At 73.3% G+C, this 17,738-nt stretch carries 21 protein-coding genes and 1 tRNA gene; 12 read left to right on the forward strand and 10 right to left on the reverse strand.

Translation table 11 applies throughout. The annotated features are described in order from the left end of the window. The first annotated feature begins 3 nt into the window (after nt 1-3). The gene (locus ACFOYX_RS32135; protein WP_109805233.1) at nt 4-951 is read left to right on the forward strand and encodes a rhomboid family intramembrane serine protease; all 948 of its coding nucleotides are present in this window, start codon (nt 4-6) and stop codon (nt 949-951) included. An 8-nt stretch (nt 952-959) separates the two neighbouring features. Here the strand turns inward: ACFOYX_RS32135 and ACFOYX_RS32140 are convergent, their stop codons facing one another. Next, nucleotides 960-1,400, reverse strand: coding sequence for a PH domain-containing protein (locus ACFOYX_RS32140; RefSeq protein WP_322442600.1), 441 nt, complete (start codon nt 1,398-1,400; stop codon nt 960-962). 116 nt (nt 1,401-1,516) lie between these two features. Between ACFOYX_RS32140 and ACFOYX_RS32145 the strand changes: the two genes are divergently transcribed. The 6 genes from ACFOYX_RS32145 (at nt 1,517) to ACFOYX_RS32170 (ending at nt 7,353) form a co-directional block, all read left to right on the forward strand. After that, nucleotides 1,517-2,689 (forward strand): acetyl-CoA C-acyltransferase, encoded by a 1,173-nt coding sequence (locus ACFOYX_RS32145; protein WP_322442599.1) that lies wholly within the window; start codon nt 1,517-1,519, stop codon nt 2,687-2,689. A gap of 85 nt (nt 2,690-2,774) precedes the next feature. Beyond that, a complete protein-coding gene (locus ACFOYX_RS32150; protein ID WP_322442640.1) occupies nt 2,775-3,767 on the forward strand; it encodes a phosphotransferase in 993 nt (330 codons plus the stop codon). Between the two features lie 128 nt (nt 3,768-3,895). Continuing rightward, nucleotides 3,896-4,408: a hypothetical protein gene (locus ACFOYX_RS32155; RefSeq protein WP_109805235.1), complete on the forward strand. Its 513-nt coding sequence runs from the start codon at nt 3,896-3,898 to the stop codon at nt 4,406-4,408. Nucleotides 4,409-4,477: 69 nt separating this feature from the next. Continuing rightward, nucleotides 4,478-5,170, forward strand: a complete 693-nt coding sequence (locus tag ACFOYX_RS32160; protein ID WP_322442598.1) for a response regulator transcription factor — start codon at nt 4,478-4,480, stop codon at nt 5,168-5,170. After that, a complete protein-coding gene (locus ACFOYX_RS32165; RefSeq protein ID WP_322442597.1) occupies nt 5,163-6,686 on the forward strand; it encodes a HAMP domain-containing sensor histidine kinase in 1,524 nt (507 codons plus the stop codon). The genes ACFOYX_RS32160 and ACFOYX_RS32165 overlap by 8 nt, the downstream gene beginning before the upstream one ends. A gap of 55 nt (nt 6,687-6,741) precedes the next feature. Continuing rightward, nucleotides 6,742-7,353, forward strand: coding sequence for a hypothetical protein (locus ACFOYX_RS32170; protein ID WP_322442596.1), 612 nt, complete (start codon nt 6,742-6,744; stop codon nt 7,351-7,353). A gap of 43 nt (nt 7,354-7,396) precedes the next feature. On the opposite strand, the gene ACFOYX_RS32175 is transcribed toward ACFOYX_RS32170, so the two are convergent. Together ACFOYX_RS32175 and ACFOYX_RS32180 are read right to left on the reverse strand one after the other, a co-directional pair. Continuing rightward, nucleotides 7,397-8,593 carry a ricin-type beta-trefoil lectin domain protein gene (locus tag ACFOYX_RS32175; RefSeq protein WP_322442595.1) on the reverse strand — a complete coding sequence of 399 codons (1,197 nt, stop codon included), beginning with the start codon at nt 8,591-8,593 and terminating at the stop codon, nt 7,397-7,399. Beyond that, nucleotides 8,551-8,994, reverse strand: a complete 444-nt coding sequence (locus tag ACFOYX_RS32180) for a hypothetical protein (protein ID WP_322442594.1) — start codon at nt 8,992-8,994, stop codon at nt 8,551-8,553. Before ACFOYX_RS32180 ends, ACFOYX_RS32175 begins: the two co-directional genes overlap by 43 nt. A 426-nt stretch (nt 8,995-9,420) precedes the next feature. On the opposite strand from ACFOYX_RS32180, the gene ACFOYX_RS32185 reads away from it, so the two are divergent. Then, complete coding sequence (locus ACFOYX_RS32185) at nt 9,421-10,128, forward strand: glycosyltransferase family 2 protein (protein WP_109805239.1); 708 nt, start codon at nt 9,421-9,423, stop codon at nt 10,126-10,128. 108 nt (nt 10,129-10,236) lie between these two features. On the opposite strand, the gene ACFOYX_RS32190 is transcribed toward ACFOYX_RS32185, so the two are convergent. Both ACFOYX_RS32190 and ACFOYX_RS32195 read right to left on the reverse strand, forming a co-directional pair. After that, nucleotides 10,237-11,130 (reverse strand): transketolase, encoded by an 894-nt coding sequence (locus ACFOYX_RS32190; protein WP_322442593.1) that lies wholly within the window; start codon nt 11,128-11,130, stop codon nt 10,237-10,239. A gap of 4 nt (nt 11,131-11,134) precedes the next feature. Further along, on the reverse strand, nt 11,135-11,827 hold the full coding sequence (locus ACFOYX_RS32195; protein ID WP_238454737.1) for a transketolase: 693 nt from the start codon (nt 11,825-11,827) through the stop codon (nt 11,135-11,137). 46 nt (nt 11,828-11,873) lie between these two features. Between ACFOYX_RS32195 and soxR the strand changes: the two genes are divergently transcribed. Continuing rightward, nucleotides 11,874-12,335, forward strand: a complete 462-nt coding sequence (gene soxR / locus ACFOYX_RS32200; RefSeq protein WP_322442592.1) for a redox-sensitive transcriptional activator SoxR — start codon at nt 11,874-11,876, stop codon at nt 12,333-12,335. A 4-nt stretch (nt 12,336-12,339) separates the two neighbouring features. Here the strand turns inward: soxR and ACFOYX_RS32205 are convergent, their stop codons facing one another. Genes ACFOYX_RS32205 through ACFOYX_RS32215 form a run of 3 tightly spaced genes read right to left on the reverse strand, consistent with a single transcriptional unit; the run spans nt 12,340 to nt 13,787 of the window. Then, nucleotides 12,340-13,314: an NAD(P)H-quinone oxidoreductase gene (locus tag ACFOYX_RS32205; RefSeq protein WP_322442591.1), complete on the reverse strand. Its 975-nt coding sequence runs from the start codon at nt 13,312-13,314 to the stop codon at nt 12,340-12,342. A 9-nt stretch (nt 13,315-13,323) separates the two neighbouring features. After that, nucleotides 13,324-13,494 (reverse strand): hypothetical protein, encoded by a 171-nt coding sequence (locus tag ACFOYX_RS32210; RefSeq protein ID WP_322442590.1) that lies wholly within the window; start codon nt 13,492-13,494, stop codon nt 13,324-13,326. Between the two features lie 8 nt (nt 13,495-13,502). Further along, entirely contained in the window at nt 13,503-13,787 is a 285-nt protein-coding gene (locus ACFOYX_RS32215; RefSeq protein WP_322442589.1) for an AAA family ATPase, read from the reverse strand. 98 nt (nt 13,788-13,885) lie between these two features. On the opposite strand from ACFOYX_RS32215, the gene ACFOYX_RS32220 reads away from it, so the two are divergent. Continuing rightward, nucleotides 13,886-13,974: transfer RNA gene (locus tag ACFOYX_RS32220), tRNA-Ser, on the forward strand. Nucleotides 13,975-13,976: 2 nt separating this feature from the next. On the opposite strand, the gene ACFOYX_RS32225 is transcribed toward ACFOYX_RS32220, so the two are convergent. Beyond that, the gene (locus ACFOYX_RS32225) at nt 13,977-14,204 is read right to left on the reverse strand and encodes a hypothetical protein (protein WP_322442588.1); all 228 of its coding nucleotides are present in this window, start codon (nt 14,202-14,204) and stop codon (nt 13,977-13,979) included. 77 nt (nt 14,205-14,281) lie between these two features. On the opposite strand from ACFOYX_RS32225, the gene ACFOYX_RS32230 reads away from it, so the two are divergent. Further along, nucleotides 14,282-14,815 carry a YbhB/YbcL family Raf kinase inhibitor-like protein gene (locus ACFOYX_RS32230; protein ID WP_238454739.1) on the forward strand — a complete coding sequence of 178 codons (534 nt, stop codon included), beginning with the start codon at nt 14,282-14,284 and terminating at the stop codon, nt 14,813-14,815. A gap of 135 nt (nt 14,816-14,950) precedes the next feature. Here ACFOYX_RS32230 and ACFOYX_RS32235 read toward each other — a convergent pair whose 3' ends face one another. Further along, nucleotides 14,951-15,661 (reverse strand): class I SAM-dependent methyltransferase, encoded by a 711-nt coding sequence (locus ACFOYX_RS32235; protein WP_322442587.1) that lies wholly within the window; start codon nt 15,659-15,661, stop codon nt 14,951-14,953. Between the two features lie 210 nt (nt 15,662-15,871). Between ACFOYX_RS32235 and ACFOYX_RS32240 the strand changes: the two genes are divergently transcribed. Beyond that, a complete protein-coding gene (locus ACFOYX_RS32240) occupies nt 15,872-17,674 on the forward strand; it encodes a hypothetical protein (protein ID WP_322442586.1) in 1,803 nt (600 codons plus the stop codon). The last annotated feature ends 64 nt before the right edge of the window (nt 17,675-17,738 follow it).

Consider the following 17,738-nt stretch of genomic DNA (forward strand, 5'->3'; position numbering starts at 1 on the left):
TGCATGACTCAGCGCTCCGGGCAGGCGGGTGACGGGACCGGCGGGCCGGTGCCGACCACCCCGGTCTGCTACCGCCACCCCGACCGGGAGACGTACGTCCGGTGCAGCCGGTGCGACCGGCCGATCTGTCCGGAGTGCATGCGGGAGGCGTCGGTCGGGCACCAGTGCCCGGAGTGCGTCAGCGAGGGACGTCGCAGCGTGCGGCCGGCGCGTACCGCCTTCGGTGGCGGTGCCGCCGGCCGTCACGGCTACGTGACGAAGACACTGATCGCGCTGAACGTGCTGGTCATGCTGCTCTCCATCGCCTCGGACCGGGGCGGGGACGCGGCGGCCGGCGGCTCCGGCTTCGGCGGCCTGATGGGCGGCGGCACCCCGCTGACCGACTGGGGGGCGGTGCTGGGGCAGGCGATCCTCCCCGATGGCACGATCGGCGGCATCGCCGAGGGGCAGTGGTACCGGCTGGTCACCGCGATGTTCCTGCACTACGGCGTGGTGCACCTGCTGCTCAACATGTGGGCGCTCTGGGTGCTCGGCCGGACGCTGGAGGCGGCGCTCGGTCCGCTGCGCTTCCTGGCGCTCTACCTGATCGCCGGGCTCGGCGGAAACGTGGCGGTCTATCTCTTCAGCGCGCCCAACAGCACCGCGGTCGGCGCGTCGACGGCCATCTTCGGCCTCTTCGCCGCGATCTTCGTGATCATGCGGCGGCTGGGCCGGGACACCTCGGCGATCCTGCCGATCCTGGTGATCAACCTGGTCTTCACGTTCACCGTGCCGGGCATCTCCATCGCCGGCCACCTGGGCGGGCTGGTCACCGGCGCGCTGATGGCGCTGGTCCTGGCGTACGCCCCGCGGATGCGGCGGACCGTCTTCCAGGTCGCGGGCGGCGCGATCATCCTGGTGGCGCTGCTCGGCCTGGCCCTGGTCCGCACCGGGATGCTGCCCGGCGGCTGACCCGCCGCTCAGCCGCGCCGGCCGGCGGCCCGCGCCGCCCGGAGCGCCTCGGCCACCTCGGCCGGCGGCGCGTCGAGGTCGTACCGGCCGAAGAGGTGCAGCGACTCGCCCGCGTCGATCTCCAGCGTCTCGGCGGTGAGCCCGCGGCGGGTACGCCGATCCACCCTGATCGCCTCGACCTCCGGCCAGGACAGTCGACGGTGCCCGGCGAAGCCCTGAGCGACGGTGATCCCGTCGGAGTCCGCGGCCAGCCGGACCGGTGCCACCAGGTCGCGCAGCCCCCAGCCGGCCAGCCCGGCGGCGGCCAGTCCGGCCAGCACCGGCTGGACCCGGTCGTCACCGGCGAAGAGCAGCCCGAGCCCGAGCACGACGACCGCGCCGACCAGCTTGGCCACCGGCAGGACCACCGGCACCCGCCACTGGTGGACGGGGAAGGACTGTGACCGCACGGCCCCAGCATGCCAGCCGCCCGGGATGTCGGCCCGCTGCCGCCACGGAACCGGGGGCGGACGGCCGGCCGGTGACGACGTAGGATCGGGAGCAGCCAGGTTACCGGGGAGTAAACATGAGTGACGCAGTCATCGTCGGCGCGGTACGGACCCCGGTCGGCCGGCGCAAGGGCAGCCTCGCCGGTGTCCACCCGGTCGACCTCTCGGCGCACGTGCTGCGCGCCCTCGCCGAGCGGACCGGCATCGAGCCCGGCCAGGTCGACGACGTGGTGTGGGGCTGTGTCTCGCAGGTCGGCGAGCAGTCGTGGAACGTCGCCCGCAACGCGGTGCTCGCCGCGGGCTGGCCGGAGTCGGTGCCCGGCACCACGGTCGACCGGCAGTGCGGGTCGAGCCAGCAGGCGCTGCACTTCGCCGCCGCCACCGTCCTGTCCGGTCAGGCCGACCTGGTGGTCGCCGGTGGTGTGGAGTCGATGACCCGGGTGCCGATGGGTTCCAGCGTGGCCGGCGGGGTGCCGTTCAGCGGCCAGATCCTGGAGCGCTACCGGGGCGTCGAGGGCGTCGCCCAGGACTCCCCGCTCCCGTTCAACCAGGGCGTCGGCGCCGAGTTGATCGCCGAGCGCTGGCGCTTCTCCCGCACCCAGCTCGACGAGTTCGCGCTGGCCAGCCACGAGAAGGCGGCCGCCGCGCAGGACGCGGGCGCGTTCGACCCGGAGTTGGCCCCGGTGGCGCTCGCCGACGGCGGGAAGTTCGCCGCCGACGAGGGCATCCGCCGGGAGACCTCGCTGGCCAAGCTCGGCGAGCTGACCACCCCGTTCCGGGCCGACGGCGTGGTCACCGCCGGGTCCGCGTCCCAGATCTCCGACGGTGCCGCGGCGCTCGCCGTCACCACCAGCGAGTGGGCCAGCCGGCACGGGCTGCGCCCGCTGGCCCGGGTGCACACCGCCGTGGTCGCCGCCGACGACCCGGTCGCCATGCTCACCGCCCCCATCCCGGCCACCGCGAAGGCGCTGCGCCGCGCGGGGCTGGGCATCGAGGAGATCGGGGTGTACGAGGTGAACGAGGCGTTCGCCCCGGTGCCGCTGGCCTGGCTGGCGGAGACCGAGGCGGACCCGGAGCGGCTCAACCCGCGGGGCGGGGCGATCGCCCTCGGTCACCCGCTCGGCGCGTCCGGCGCCCGGATCATGACGACCATGCTCCAGCACATGCGGGACAACGGCATCCGCTACGGCCTGCAGACCATGTGCGAGGGTGGCGGCATGGCCAACGCCACCATCGTCGAGCTCCTCTGACCGGTCCCCACCCGGGCCCGGGTTGACCGGCCCGGAAATGGCCTCGCCGCAGGGCCGGTCGACCCCTACTCTGCGGGACGTGACGATGACCCGCACCGATGCCAGCGACTGGTCGACCGACCCGTGGCGCGCCGACGCGCTCGCCTGGGTCGGTGACGCGGTGGCCGCCCACGGTCACCGGGTGACCGGCCCGGTCGAGTCCCGGGTCCGGCCCTGGTCGCTGGTGTGGCAGGTGCCCACCGACGCCGGTCTGTTCTGGTTCAAGGCCAACAACCCCGGCACCCGGTACGAGGCCGCGCTGCTGGCCGAGCTGCCCCGGCTCTGCCCCGGTGCGGTGCTCGACCCGATCGCCGTGGACGTCGAGCGGGGCTGGTCGCTGCTGCCCGACGGGGGCCCGAGCCTGCGCGACACGCTGGCCGGGAAGCAGGACGTCACGCACTGGGCACGGGTGTTGCCCGCGTACGCGGAACTCCAGGTCGCGGTCGCCCCGCACGCGCGGCGACTGCTGGACCGGGGCGTGCCGGACCAGCGGCCGGAGCTGATGCCCGAGCTGTTCGACCGGCTGCTGGACGACGAGGAGGCGCTGCTCCTCGGCGAGCCGGACGGCCTCATCCCGGAGCTGCACCAGCGGCTGCGCGCGTACCGGCCGGAGTTCGCGGCGGTGTGCCGTCGACTGGCCGAGGTGGACGTGCCGGCCACCGTCCAGCACGACGACCTGCACGACGGGAACGTCTTCGTCGGCGACGACGGGTACCGCTTCTTCGACTGGGGGGACGCCTCGGTCGCCCACCCCTTCGGCACCCTGCTGGTCACCCTGCGCTCGGTGGCGTACGCCGGCGAACTGGCCCCGGGTGATCCGGCGCTGATCCGGCTTCGGGACGCGTACCTGGAGGCGTGGACCGACCGGCACGACCGGGCGACGCTGCGCGAGGTGGCGGGCCTGGCGATGCGGGTGGCCACGGTGAGCCGGTCGCTCTCCTGGCGGCGCGCGTTGCGGTCCACCGACCCGGCCCGCGCCGAGTACGCGTCGGCCGTCCCCGGCTGGCTCGGCGAGCTCTTCGCCGACCTGCCGGTCTGACCCTGGCCGGTGCCGCCCCGGCCGGCGGCGGTCCCGATGTCGGACACCACGTGCGATTTGCACGGATGGAAGTTCCAGAAATTTGCTGTGACCCATGTCACGCTTGGTCAGCCGTCGTTGCACATTGCATGGACGTCTTCTCCCGAACGTTCCTTCCGGCCGCCGCCGAGACCGGTCTGGCGACCCAGACGGTCAGCCGGCACATGCCGATCTTCCGCCGGTGCGTGGGCTCCGGCGACGCCACCATCCTGGTCACCCGGTGCAGCCGCCCCGACCACCCGGTCGGCGGCGACTACCTGATGCTCCTCACCCACCGCCGCCTGGTGGTCACCCAGCAGACCCGGGTGCTGCACCGGCTGCGGCTCCACCTCAACACCGAGCTGCGCGAGCTGAGCAACGTCACCTGGAGCCCGGACCCGCGCCTGCACAGCGTCGAGCTGGCCGCCACGGCGATCGACGGGGCCCGCGAGCGGTTCCTCATCCGGACCCATCACCCGAAGCAGGTCTGGCAGCTCGACGCGCTGCTCAACCACGCCTTCCGTACCCGCCTGCGGACGCCCGCGGAGCGACTGGTCGCCACCATCGGCGAGCCGCCGCTCGCCGCCCGGCCGGCCGCGTTCCGCCCGGCGCCGGTGCGCTGACCGGGTCCTTACCGAACCCGAACGTTCCCCGGACGTCCCGGACGCCCGCCGGTCGGTAATCATGGGCCGGTGACCGCCGACACCGCGCAGCGTGGGCTCGTCCTCGTGGTGGAGGACGAGCCGGCCATCGCCGACCTGGTCCGGCTCTACCTGACCCGGGACGGGTTCGGCGTACATCTGGAACGGGACGGCGTCGGGGGCCTCGCCGCCGCGCGGCGGCTGCGCCCGGTGGCGTGCGTGCTGGACATCGCGCTGCCCGGCCTGGCCGGGACGGAGGTCTGCCGGCGGCTCCGCGAGGCCGGCGACTGGACCCCGGTCATCTTCCTCACCGCCCGGGACGACGAGGTCGACCGGATCGTCGGCCTGGAACTGGGCGCGGACGACTACGTGACCAAGCCGTTCAGCCCGCGCGAGCTGGTCGCCCGGGTCCGGGCGGTGCTGCGCCGATCGGCGGGGGCGCCGGCCGGGGCGGAGCAGCCCCGGGTGGTCGGCCCGGTCGTCCTCGACCCGGCCCGCCGGACGGTCACCGCCGCCGGCACCCCGGTCCAGCTCACCTCCACCGAGTTCGACCTGCTCGCCCACCTGATGGCCCGGCCGGGCCGGGTGTTCACCCGGGAGGAACTGCTCGCCGGTGTCTGGGGGTACGCCGCGCACGCCGGCACCCGGACCGTGGACGTGCACGTGGCGCAGGTCCGCGCCAAGCTCGGCCCGGCCAGCGTGATCCGCACCCACCGCGGCGTCGGGTACGCGGCCGATGCCTGATCCCGCCGGCCCGCCACCGACCCACCCGCAGCGACCGGTCGGCCCGCAGCCTGCCCCGGGGCCGGGCCGACCGCACCAGCCGACCGTCGCCCTGCCGGTGATCGGGCCGGGTACCGCGCCGACGCCCCCGCGCCCGCGGTTCGCCGGCACCCTGACCACCCGCGCGGTGCTGGTCACCTGCGCGGTCGCGCTGGTGTCGGTGCTGGTGACCGCGCTGGTCGCGGTCCCCCTCGCGGTACGCGGCGCGGAGCGGCGCGACCAGGCGGCCCTCGCCGCCCAGGCCCGCCTCGCCGCCGACGTGCTGCGGGTCCGCCCCGCCCGGCAGCGGGACAACGCCGGGGACCGGCTGATCCGCCAGCTCCGCCAGCAGGACATCGACGTGTACGTCGTCCGCGCCGGTCAGGTGGACCGCCCCGGCCTGCCCCGGCAGGTGGTGACCCGGGTGGCGACCGGCAAGGACCTCTCCGGGCGGCGGCTGGTGAACGGCGAGCGGGCCCTGGTCGAGGGGCGGGCGCTGCCCGGCGGCGACGGCGTCGTGCTGACCCGGGCCACCAGCAGCGGGCCGTGGCGGCAGGTGCTGCGCAGCCTCTGGCTCCCGCTGCTGGCCGGGCTCGCCGCCGGGGTGGCGGCCGGGCTGCTGCTCGCCCGCCGACTGGCCCGGCCGATCCGGACCGCGGCCACCCCCGCCGCCCGGCTGCGCGCCGGGGACCGGGCGGTACGCGTACCGGTCGAGCCGCCGGACGAGGTGGCCGACCTGGCGTACGCGCTGAACGGCCTGGCCGCCGCGCTGGCCACCAGCGAGGGGCGGCAACGCGAGTTCCTGCTCTCGGTCTCGCACGAGCTGCGCACCCCGTTGACCGCGATCCGCGGTTACGCCGAGGCGCTCGCCGACGGGGTGATCGACGCGGACGGGGTGCCCGACACCGGCCGGACCATGCTCGCCGAGGCCGAGCACCTGGACCGGCTGGTCAGCGACCTGCTGTCGCTGGCCCGGCTGGAGGCCGCCGACTTCCCGCTCGAACCGGTCCCGGTCGACCTGGCCCGGTTGGCCGCCGAGGCGGAACGGACCTGGTCCGACCGGTGCGCCGCGCTCGGGGTGACGTTCCGGCTGGAGGTGCCGCCCGGGCCGGTGCCGGCGTACACCGATCCGGGGCGGATCCGGCAGGTGCTCGACGGCCTGCTGGAGAACGCGCTGCGGGTCGTACCGCCGGGGGCGCCGGTGGTGCTCGCGGCCCGGCCGGCCGGCGCGGACCCGGCCGCCGGCGGGATCGTCGAGGTCCGCGACGGCGGACCCGGCTTCACCGACGACGACCTGGCGGTGGCCTTCGAGCGCGGCGCGCTGCACCAGCGGTACCGGGGGGTGCGCAAGGTGGGCAGCGGGCTCGGGCTGGCGCTCGCCGCCGGGCTGGTCCGCCGGCTCGGCGGCGACATCGCCGCCGGCCACGCGCCGGAGGGCGGGGCGGCCTTCACCGTCCGGCTGCCCGGAGATCCTTACCTGACCCGTACACCGGGCTGACGGTCCGCTCGCCGGAACGCGGGACGCTGATGCTCCACGGACGAGAGGAACACTGATGGCACGTCAGGGAATCGTCACCGGCGTCACCGCCCTGCTCGCGGCGGCCGCGCTCGGCCTCGCCGGCTGTGGCCCGGCCCAGCTGGCCCAGGATTCGGCCAAGGAGACGGCGGTCGAGGTCGCCGCCGCCATGGGCGCGGACGGTCAGGCGCTCGCCGCGATGGGCTTCGACGCCGCCGACCTGGACGTGGACCCGGTCGCCGCGCCCGCGTCGTCCTCCGCCGAGCCGGAGCCGTCCACCTCGGCCGGTCCGAAGGACAAGCGCGGTGATCGCGGCCAGGAGTGGCGCAAGCGGCACCGGGCCCGGGTGCTGCTGCGCAAGAACACCCTGCACGGCGAGGTCGTGGTCCAGACCAGGGACGGCGGTACGAAGACCGTCGCCGTCCAGCGCGGCCAGGTGACCGCGATCGACGCGAAGTCCATGACCGTCAAGTCGATCGACGGCTTCACCATGACCTGGACCTTCGGCGACGACCTCCGGGTGGTCGAGCGGCGTACCACGATCCGGTCCACGGACGTCAAGGTCGGCACCACGGTCGGCGTGGCCGGCGTCAAGGACGGCGACGGCGGCGTGGCCCGGCTGGTCGTGGTCCCGGTCAAGCAGAACTGACGGCGGACCGGGTCCCCTCCGCGCAAGGGGACCCGGTTGTCGGTCAGTAGACCCGGGAGCCGATGAAGTCGTCGTGGCCGTAACCCACCGGGTTGGCGAACGACTGCGATTCGAAGGACCACTGCTGGCGGGTGCTGGTGGAGCAGCTGGCCAGCCGCAGCCGTGGGGTGCCCAGCCACGGGTTGTCGAACGCCACGCAGAGGTTGGTCGCGCCGGCCGGCTTGAGCTGGCGGCCGGCGAAGACGAACTGCTGGTTGGGCCCGCCGTGGCAGTCGTAGATGTTGACCGCCGTGCCGGAGGTCAGCGACCCGCCGGAGACGTCCAGGCAGCGGTCGTGGGAGAGCTCCGAGTGCAGCGACTGCCGGGTCGGGTCGTACCAGAAGCCCTGGTTACGGCCGCCGTGGCAGGCATGCGACTGCTGGACGGTGCCGTTGCGCGAGTCGTAGCCCTTGCCGTCCACGCAGGTGCCGGTGGCCGCGTTGCGGAGCTGCTTGAACTCCAGCAGCCCCGGGTGGAGCACGCCCTGGCCGGTGCTGGCCGGGTCGACGCAGGTCGCCTTCTCCTGCCCGGAGTTCCAGAACCGGGTGATGCACTGGGCGAACATGCCGTGCCCGCGGTAGTTGGGGTGGAACGACTGCCGGGCGGCATTCTCGTCCCAGATGTCGACCTCGATGTAGAGGCCGCGGACCGAGGTGTTGTCGGTGCACACCTCGTGGCCGTGGAAGAGCCGGCTGGCGTCGAGGTAGCGGGTGCCGGTGTTCGCCGCCGCCGCGCGCAGGGCCGACTCGAAGAGCGGCACCGCCTTGTTCCGGGCGAACGCGGCGTCGGGCAGGTAGAGCAGGCAGCCGCCGGCGTACCAGCCGGGGAAGTCCGGGTTGTCCTCCACGTCCGGGCTGCCCGGGCTCGGGTACGACATCAGCACCAGTTCGTAGTCCGAGCGCAGGTAGCCGGCCCCGGTCATGGTCCGCCGGATCGAGGTGATCGCCTCCTCGACCGCACGCCGGCTGCCGTCGGTGCGGATCGTCCACTGGTCGGTGTACGTCGGGTAGCACGCGCCCTGGAAGAAGACGCGACGGATCGCACAGTCGGTGGCGACGGGTCCGAACTGGATGGTGCCGTCGCCGTTGGCCCCGGCGACCACCCAGATCAGCTTGACGTGCGTGTTGCGGGCCTTGATCGCCAGGTAGTCACCCTGGTTCAGCTCGTTGTGCTGGGTCGGCCTGCCGGCGACAGGTTCCACGGGGTGGCGCCGGAGCAGCCCAGGTTGTACCTCTCGTCGGCCGGGATGCCGGTACGGAACACGGCCTGGTCGTACGAGCGGTCGCACCAGTTGCCGTCCTGGTGGGTGCCGGGAACGTAGTCGCCCACCCCCTCACCGGAGATCTCGCTGTCGCCCATGGTCACCAGGGCGGTGCGGCGTTGCTCCAGCGGGCGGATGTCGGGGGAGCCGTAGAGCGCGGTGGACTCGGCGGCGCGGACGGTCTCGAGGGCGGTCGGGAGCGGCTGGACGGCGGGACGGTCGGCGGCGGCCGCGGGGGAGGCCGGTCCGACGAGCATCGGCAGGGCGAGGGCGGCGGCGGACAGGACGGCCAGGGCATGCCGTCGAGTCGTCCGTACGCGCCTGGCCGGGGTACCAAGCATCGACGCACTCCTTTCGGCTCAATCGTGGGATGTCGATTGAGTTACCGGAAGGTAACCGGCCGATGGAGAGATGTGAATGCGTCTCGGAGAGCTTGCGCCCCGGTGCGGAAGGGAACTCTTCCGACAGATCGGGCGGGCGGCGGTCCGGGTCGATACCCGGGGCCGGTCGCGGCTGACCGGACGGCCGGCACCGCAGGGCCGAGTGGTGCGCTTCGGGCCGGCGGCGCCGCTCGACGGGCACCGCCGACCGCTTCCACGCTTCACCGCGTCGCGCCCTGAGCAGGGCGGTTCCGAACGCTCCACCGGAAATCATCGAGGTCGGACCGCCCGGCGCCCCCGGCCCGATGGGGAGGTGGCGGGCTGCACCGCGACGAAGAGCCAGGCTACGCTAGGGCCGATTTGCTGTCCCCACCGTGGAGATCTCCCGTGAAGCTCTCGATCCTCATGCCGGTCTACAACGAGGAAGAACGAATCGCGGATGCCCTCAAGCAGGCATTGGCGGTCGACTACCCGTGTGAGATCGAGCTCGTCGTCGTCGATGACGGCAGCCGAGACGGCACCTCGGAGGTCCTCGGTCGAGTGGACGACGCGCGGCTGCGGGTGATCACCCACCAGCGCAACGCCGGCAAGGGCGCGGCCATCAAGACGGCCGTCGACAACGCCGAGGGTGAGTACATGGTCATCCTCGACGCCGACCTCGAGTACGACCCGCAGGACATTCCGCGTCTGCTGGAGCCGGTCCTCGACGGCCGGGCCACCGTCGTCTACGGCAATCGGACGTTCGGCAGCCACAGCTCCTACAGCTTCTGGTACGTGGTGGGCAACAAGGGCGTCACCCTGGCCGCCAACGTGCTCTACAACTCCTACATCGGTGACCTGGAGACCTGCTTCAAGCTGATGCCGGTCGAGCTCTACCGCTCGCTCCAGATCCGCTCCCGCGGCTTCGGCATGGAGGCGGAGGTCACCGGCAAGCTGCTGCGTCAGCGGATCCGCCCGTACGAGGTGCCGATCAGCTACCGCGCCCGCGGCCGCGAGGAGGGCAAGAAGATCACCTGGAAGGACGGCGTCGAGGCGATCTGGATCCTGGCCCGGGAGCGCGCCCGCCGCCGCCCGGCCGGGACGGCCCGGCGCTGACCTCGGGCCCCCGCCCGCACGAACCACCGCAGGACCCCGTCGCCCCGGCTCGACCCAGGCGCGGGGTCCCTCTGTTTCCGCCACCCTCCGCCGGCCCGCTCCGGCCGATCAGGCCGGCGCCGGCACCGCGGCGAGGAATTCGCCGACCGACCGGCGCAGGCCGGCGGCGTCCAGGCCGTGCCAGCGACTGTGGTCCTCGGCCGAGCCGTAGCGGCGCAGGTCCTCGCGGCCCACGCCGAGGGTGAGCAGCCGGTGCGGCCGGTCGGCCAGCGCGGCGCCGACCACCCGGGCGGACGTGCCGGCCAGGTAGGGCTCGACCAGGATCACCTCGGCGCCGGCCAGCGCCCGCAGACCCGCGGTGTCGAACGGTCGCGGCCGGTGCGTGTACGCCACGGTGACCGGCAGCCCTTCCACGGCGGCCAGCGCCGCGTCGAGCAGCGGCCCGACCGCGACCAGCAGCGGGGCGCCCGGACCGGCGTCGCGCAGCACCCGAAGGTCACCCGCGTCCGGGTACGCGCGGGCGTTGCTCTGGGTGGAGAGCCGCAGATACGCCGAGTCCTGCCCGCACACCACGTCCCGGAGCAGCCCGGGCACCTCGTCCCGGTGGCCGGGGACGTGCACCGTCCAGTCGCGCAGCGTGTCGATCAGGGCCACGTCCGCCGAGCCCAGATGGGTACGGCCGGCCGCCGCGCGGTCGTAGGACGCGCCGACGCTGACCAGCACCGCCCCGACGCCCTGGTGGTCGAGGTCGAGCTTGATCTGCTCGTACGCCCGCTCGACGAGGAAGGGGGCGTAGCTGTGCACGATTGGGCGCTGCCCGGTCAGCGCCAGCCCGCCCGCCACACCCACCATCAGCTGCTCCCGGATCCCGACGTTGAGCACCCGATCGGGGTGGCGCAGGGCGGCCGGGGCGAACGCGGCGGCCGAGATGTCGGCCAGCACGATCGTGGTCCGGGGGTCGTCCAGCAGTGCGGTGGCGCTGGTCACGAAGGTGTCGCGCACGATCTCACTCCTCTTCTGCGACGACCGCGACGACGACGTGCGGCCGGTGGTTGTCGTGCCCGGTGAGGGCGGTGTGCAGGGCCTCGTGGTCGCGCCCGTCGACGGTCGCGGCGGTCCACCCGTTGACGGTGAACCGGCTCGCCGCGCCGCCCGGCCAGCCGTGGCTCGCCGAGCGGTTGTCGACGACGATCGCGGTCAGCCCCGCCAGCCCGGTCGCCCCGGCGTACGCGATCGCCTCGTGGTTGGAGCCCTCGTCCAGCTCGGCGTCGCCCAGCAGCACGTACACCCGGGGGTCGAGCCGGCCCTGCGCCCGCAGGCCCAGCGCGGTGCCCACGCCGAGGCCCAGCCCGTGGCCGAGCGACCCGGAGCCGATCTCCACCCCGGGCACCAGCAGCCGGTCCGGGTGGTCGCCGAGCCGGCTCTCCGGGCCGCCCTGGTCGTCCAGCCACTCCACCGGGATGAACCCCTTCGCGGCGAGCAGCGCGTAGTAGCCGGCCACCGCGTGTCCCTTGGAGAGCAGGAAGCGGTCCCGGTCCGGGTCGTCGATCGTCGCCGGGGTGATCCGCAGCACCCGGTCGTAGAGCACCTGGAGCACGTCCAGCGTCGAGTACACGTTGGCACCGAACTCGCGGCCGGCCCGGATCCGGTCCAGCAGCGCCCCGAGCGTGACGGGGTCGGTGGCGGTCGTCGTCGTCATGCGGCTAGCCTGCGACCTGAAGCTCACTTCAACTCAAGGTCGTGTGATGCACGAATCACTCACCATCGGGCAACTCTCCGCCCGCAGCGGGGTCGCCCCTTCGGCGCTGCGCTACTACGAGCGGCTCGGCCTGATCCGGGCCGAGCGCACCGGCGGCAACCAGCGCCGGTACGCCCGCACCGAGCTGCGCCGGGTGGCGTTCGTCCGGATCTCCCAGCAGGTGGGCGTCTCGCTGGAGGAGATCCGGGAGGCGCTGGACTCGCTGCCGTCGTCGCGTACCCCGACGCCGGACGACTGGGCCGCCCTCTCCCGGGCCTGGCGGGACCGGCTGGACGAGAAGATCCGGCTGCTCGGCAAGCTCCGCGACGACCTGGACGGCTGCATCGGCTGCGGCTGCCTGTCGCTGCAGCGCTGCACGCTCTACAACCCGGAGGACGCGCTGGCCGCGGAGGGCCCGGGTGCCCGGCTGATGCTGGCCCGCCCCGGCGCCGACGCCGCGTCCGAGTGAGCGGTCAGCCGACGAGCAGCACCTTGCCCAGGTGGTCGCTGGTCTCCACCAGGCGGTGCGCCTCGGCCGCGTCGGCCATCGGCAGCCGGCGGTCCACGATCGCGCGGATCGCCCCGGACTCCACCAGCGGCCACACCTGCTCGCGGACCCCCCGGACGATCTCCGCCTTCTCGGCCAGCGGGCGGGAGCGCAGCGCCGTCGCTGCCACCGAGGCCCGCTTGGCCAGCAGCGCGCCCAGGTCCAGCTCGCCCTTGCGGCCACCCTGCATGCCGATCACCACCAGACGACCGCCGGTCGCCAGCGCCGCCACGTTCCGCGGCAGGTAGGCGGCGCCGATGATGTCGAGGATCACGTCCGCGCCCCGGCCGTCGGTCACCCGACGGACCTCCTCGACGAAGTCCTGCTCGCGGTAGTCGATCGTGTGCGCGGCGCCCAGCTCGCGCAGCCGTTCGTGCTTGGCCGCCCGCGCGGTCACCACCACGATCGCCCCGAGGGCCGCGCCGAGCTGGATGGCGAAGGTGCCGATCCCGCTGCCGCCGCCGTGCACGAGCAGCGTCTCACCCTTCGTGAGCCGGGCCAGCGCGACGACGTTCGACCAGACCGTGCAGGCCACCTCGGGCAGGGCCGCCGCGTCGACCAGGTCGACGCCGGCCGGCACCGGCAGCAGCTGCCCGGCCGGCACGGCCACCCGCTGGGCGTACCCGCCGCCGGCCAGCAGCGCGCAGACTTCCTGGCCCACCGTCCAGCCGGTCACCTCGGGACCGATCGCGCCGATCACCCCGGAACACTCCAAGCCGGGGTACGCGGGCGCCCCCGGCGGTGGCGGATAGTGCCCCTGCCGCTGCAACAGGTCCGCCCGGTTCACCGCGCTCGCCCGCACGTCGACGATCACCTCGCCCGGGCCGGGCTCCGGATCCGGCACCTCCGCCCAGACGAGTGCCTCGGGTCCGCCGGGTTCCGGAATCGTGATCGCGCGCATGGCCCAGTCTTACCCGATCCGGCCGTCCGTCCACGCCCGGGCCAGAATCTCCGCCACCGTCCGCTCCGGCGTCTGGTCCGAGGTGTCCAGCCAGAGCCCGATCCGCGGGGTGTCGGACCGGAACCCGGCATCCAGGTCCGCCACCGGCCAGTCGCCGTACCGTTGCGAGTCAGTGAGCATGAGTAAGCTCACGGCTCGCAGAGCACCACGTCCTGGAGCACGACGGTGAAGCCCGCCCCGGCGTAGCGGTCGGCCACCGTCGCGGCGAGCTCGTACCGGAGCCTGAGCTGCCGCCACGCCTCCTCGGACGGCTGCGCGGTCATCTCCGCCCGTCCGTTCACCACCATCCGGCGGAACACGTCGCCGCGCAGGTGCACCGAGCGGGGCACCCGGCGGGCCAGCAGCTCGGCCACAGTGGACTTGCCGGCCGCCATGATCCCGGTGATCGGCACCACCGCCGGGGTCTCCCACATCCGGCCATCGTGCCAGTGATGGTGGGACGGCGGCTCGCCCGACGGAGCGCCCGTGGCAGACTAGGCACGGTCGCGTACCCTGCGGGGGGCGTGGCCCGGGAGGGTTCGCCTAGTGGCCGATGGCGCTGGTCTTGAAAACCGGTAAGGGCAGCGATGTCCTTCGTGGGTTCGAATCCCACACCCTCCGCGTCAACCGCCGAGACGGACCATCACCAGCGTGCCGTTCAGGCCCGCCTCGGTGTATGCCCCGCCGTCCCGCCCGACGACCAGCAGGCGGGAGCCGTCCTGGCCGGCCGGCACGCTGAACCAGAACCGGCACGTCCCGTCGGTGAGGACCCGTCCGTCGGTCAGCCGGGCGGCGGCGACGCTCCGCCCGCTACCCGCGATGGTTTCACGCCGTGGGGCCGGACACGACACGCTTTCGGTTCGAAGCGGCGCGTCGACGGGGTATGAAGGGGCGCAGGAAAAACGCGCACCCGGAAGGACCCGTTTCGATGACCCTGGAACGACCGATCGCCCCGGACCCGTACGAGCTGCTGCCCACGGTGCCGTCGTTCAGCCTCACCAGCGACGACGTGCACAACGGCGAGCCGATGGAGGCGCGGTACGCGCACGGCAGCGCCGGCGGCGAGAACGTCTCCCCGCAGCTCGCCTGGTCGGGCTTCCCCGACGGGACGAAGAGTTTCGTGGTGACCTGCTTCGACCCGGACGCCCCGACCGGCAGCGGCTTCTGGCACTGGGTGCTGGTGGACGTACCCGCCTCGGTGACCGAGCTGCCCACCGGGGTGAAGGAGAGCGACCTCGGCGGCGCCTTCAGCATCCGCAACGACTACGGCGACACCGGCTACGGCGGCGCCGCCCCGCCGCCCGGTGACCGCCCGCACCGGTATGTCTTCGCCGTGCACGCCGTAGACGTCGAGCGCCTGGACGTCGGCAAGAACGCCAGCCCCGCCTTCGTCGGCTTCAACCTCGCCTTCCACACCCTCGCCCGCGCCGTAATCCGCCCCACGTACCAGCTCAAGGACTAACCCGCGCCCCCAAGTCCCGCGATCTTGCACTGGTGGCCCCGGCAAAGCGGACATGAGCCGCGAATCCGGGGCCCAAAGTGCAAGATCGCGGGAGTGGGCGGGGGCGGGGGCGGGTTAGGCGGGGGCGGGGGCGGGTTAGGCGGGGACGCGGGCTACGGCGAAGACGGACTGGCCGAACGGGGGGCGGATGCGCTGCTCGGCGGCCTTGGTCGCCGGGAGGACCAGGGTGTCGTAGACCTTGACCATGGGGCCCTCCTTCGGCATCAGCCGGAAGACCTTGGTGGCCATGAAGTAGCCGATCAGGCCGAGCGCGTTCGCGTAGTGGATCTTCTCCACCGTCAGGCCCGCCTCGGTCATGGCCGCGGTCAGGGTCTTCTTCGTGTAGCGCCGGACGTGGCCGGTGGCGATGTCCGCCGGGCTCATCGCGAACTGGAACGCCGGCACGATGATCACCACGGCGCCGCCGGGCCGGACCAGGTCGCGCATGCTGCGCAGCGCGCCCACGTGGTCCTCGATGTGCTCCAGCACGTTGTACGACACGGCGGCGCTGTAGTCGCCGCGCTCCGAGTGCGGCAGCAGCATCTGCCGGACCTCGATGCTCGGGCGCTCGGCGAGCCGCTCCTTGAGCTGGACGAGCCGGTCCGGGTCCGCCTCGGTGGCGGTGATCCGGGGCAGGTGCTCGGACCACTCCAGGGCGTAGTCGCCCAGCCCGCTGCCGATCTCGATGGGGTTGTCACCGAGGTAGGGCACCGCCAGTTCGACGAACCACCTGCGGTGGTTGACCGCCGTCGCCAGTCCTTCGAGCACCTCCGACTGGACGCGCTGATCCCCAGTGATCTCTGCCATGCGTCGATTCCTCACGATATGACTGACCCGCGCCTGGACCGACAGAGTCAACCATCCGCATGGACGGTGTGCGAATCGGGGCACCGGGGGTGGCCGAAATGTGGTCGGGAGTGGGCACGTGATCGGCGGTCGGCGAACTCGGCACATAGTACGCCAGTACCCCGAAACATGTCACGGCCCTGCCATACCCTGACTACGCTCCGAATTGTTATGACTACTCCTGAATCGGACGGCGGCACCGTTGCGGGTGAGGCCGGCCGGGGCGTACGGGACGGGCGGGGCCGGTGGATCGACGCTGCCGCCGTGCTCAGCTTCGCGCTGCTCGCCTTCTGGGTGACCGCCCGGTTCTGGCTGAATCCCGGCGACGGGGTGCGGGACAACCGCTCCGATCAGGCGCAGTTCGAGTGGATGATGGCGCACGGAGCGCGGGTGGTGACCGATTTCGCCTATCCGTTCGTCTCGGACCGGATGAATTTCCCGGACGGCGTCAATCTGATGGCTAATACGTCCGTATTATCCATTTCACTCCCAATGACGCCCGTCACCGTTCTCCTCGGCCCGCGTGCGGCTTTCCTGGTCTTTCTCACCGCGGGAATGATCGCCACCGCTGTGGCCTGGTACTTCGTCCTTTCCCGGGTGCTGATCGGGGCCCGGGGACCGGCCTGGCTCGGGGCCGGCTTCTGCGCCTTCGCGCCGGCGATGGTGTCGCACGCCAACGCCCACCCCAACATCGTCTCCCAGTTCGTGGTGCCGTTGATCGTCTGGCGGACCCTGCGGCTGGCCGAACCCGGGCGCTGGCTGCGCAACGGCGTGCTGCTCGGACTGGTGATCGTCTGGCAGGCCTTCCTCAACCTGGAGATCCTGCTGATGACCGCGATCGGCCTCGCCGTCGTCGTCGGCGCGCTCGCGCTCGGCCGTCCGGAGCTGCGGCGGGGCATCCGGCCGTTCGCCGCCGGGCTCGGCGTGGCCGCCGCCGTCGCCGGGGCGCTGCTCGCGTACCCGCTGTACGTGCAGTTCTTCGGGCCGGGGGCGTACCAGGGACTGTCCCGGCTGATCCGCGGCTACCGCACCGATCTCGCCTCGTTCGTGGCCTGGTCGGGCGAGTCGGTCGCGGGCGACCCCCGCGGCAGCGCCCGGTTGGCCAAGAACGCCACCGAGGAGAACGCCTTCTTCGGGTGGCCGCTGGCCGTACTGGTGATCGCGCTGGTCTGGTGGCTGCGACGCAACGCCGTCGTGCTCGGCCTGGCCGGGGCCGGCCTGCTCTTCGCCGTCTTCTCGCTGGGCCGGGAGATCCGCTTCGACGGGCGGGACACCGGCGTGCCCGGGCCGTGGGCGCCGCTGGAGAACCTGGCGATCCTGCACTCGGTGGTGCCGACCCGCTGGTCGCTCGCGCTGACCCCGATCGTCGGGGTGCTGCTCGCGCTCGGCGCGGAGCAGGCGCGGCGGCTGGCCCGACGGAACCCCGCAGCCCGGCCGCAGATCCGGTTCGTCACGGTCACCGTGCTGGCGATGGCCCTGCTGCCGATCCTGCCGACGCCGCTCCCCTCGGTACGCCTCGACCCGACGCCGGAGTTCGTCCGCTCGGGGGCCTGGCGCCCGTACGTGGCCGGCGGGCACAGCATCGTCACCCTGCCGCTGCCCGACACCAACTACGCCGACCCGCTGCGCTGGTCCGCCGAGACCCGGCTGGAGATGCCGCTCGCCCGGGGCTACTTCCTCGCGCCCGACACCCGGCCCGGGGCCGGCCGGGTCGCCCTCTTCACCGCCCCGCCCCGCCCCACCAGCACCTTCTTCACCGAGATCCGGAACACCGACGCGGTGCCGCCGATCACGCCGCAGGACCGGGTGGCCGCCGTGGACGACCTGCGGTACTGGCGGGCCGGGGCGGTGCTGCTCGATCCCCGGCAGAAGCAGGCGGGCGCGTTGCACCGGGGGATGACCGAGCTGACCGGGATCGATCCGGTGCTGACCGGCGGGGTGTGGCTCTGGGACGTCCGCCCGCTGGTCGACTGAGTGAGCCTTTCCGCGCAACGGTGTGAGTACGTCGGGTAGCTGCCCTGATGATCGGTGTAGACAC

This window comes from Micromonospora sp. GCM10011541, from assembly GCF_042650725.1.
Taxonomy (GTDB): Bacteria; Actinomycetota; Actinomycetes; order Mycobacteriales; family Micromonosporaceae; genus Micromonospora; species Micromonospora sicca.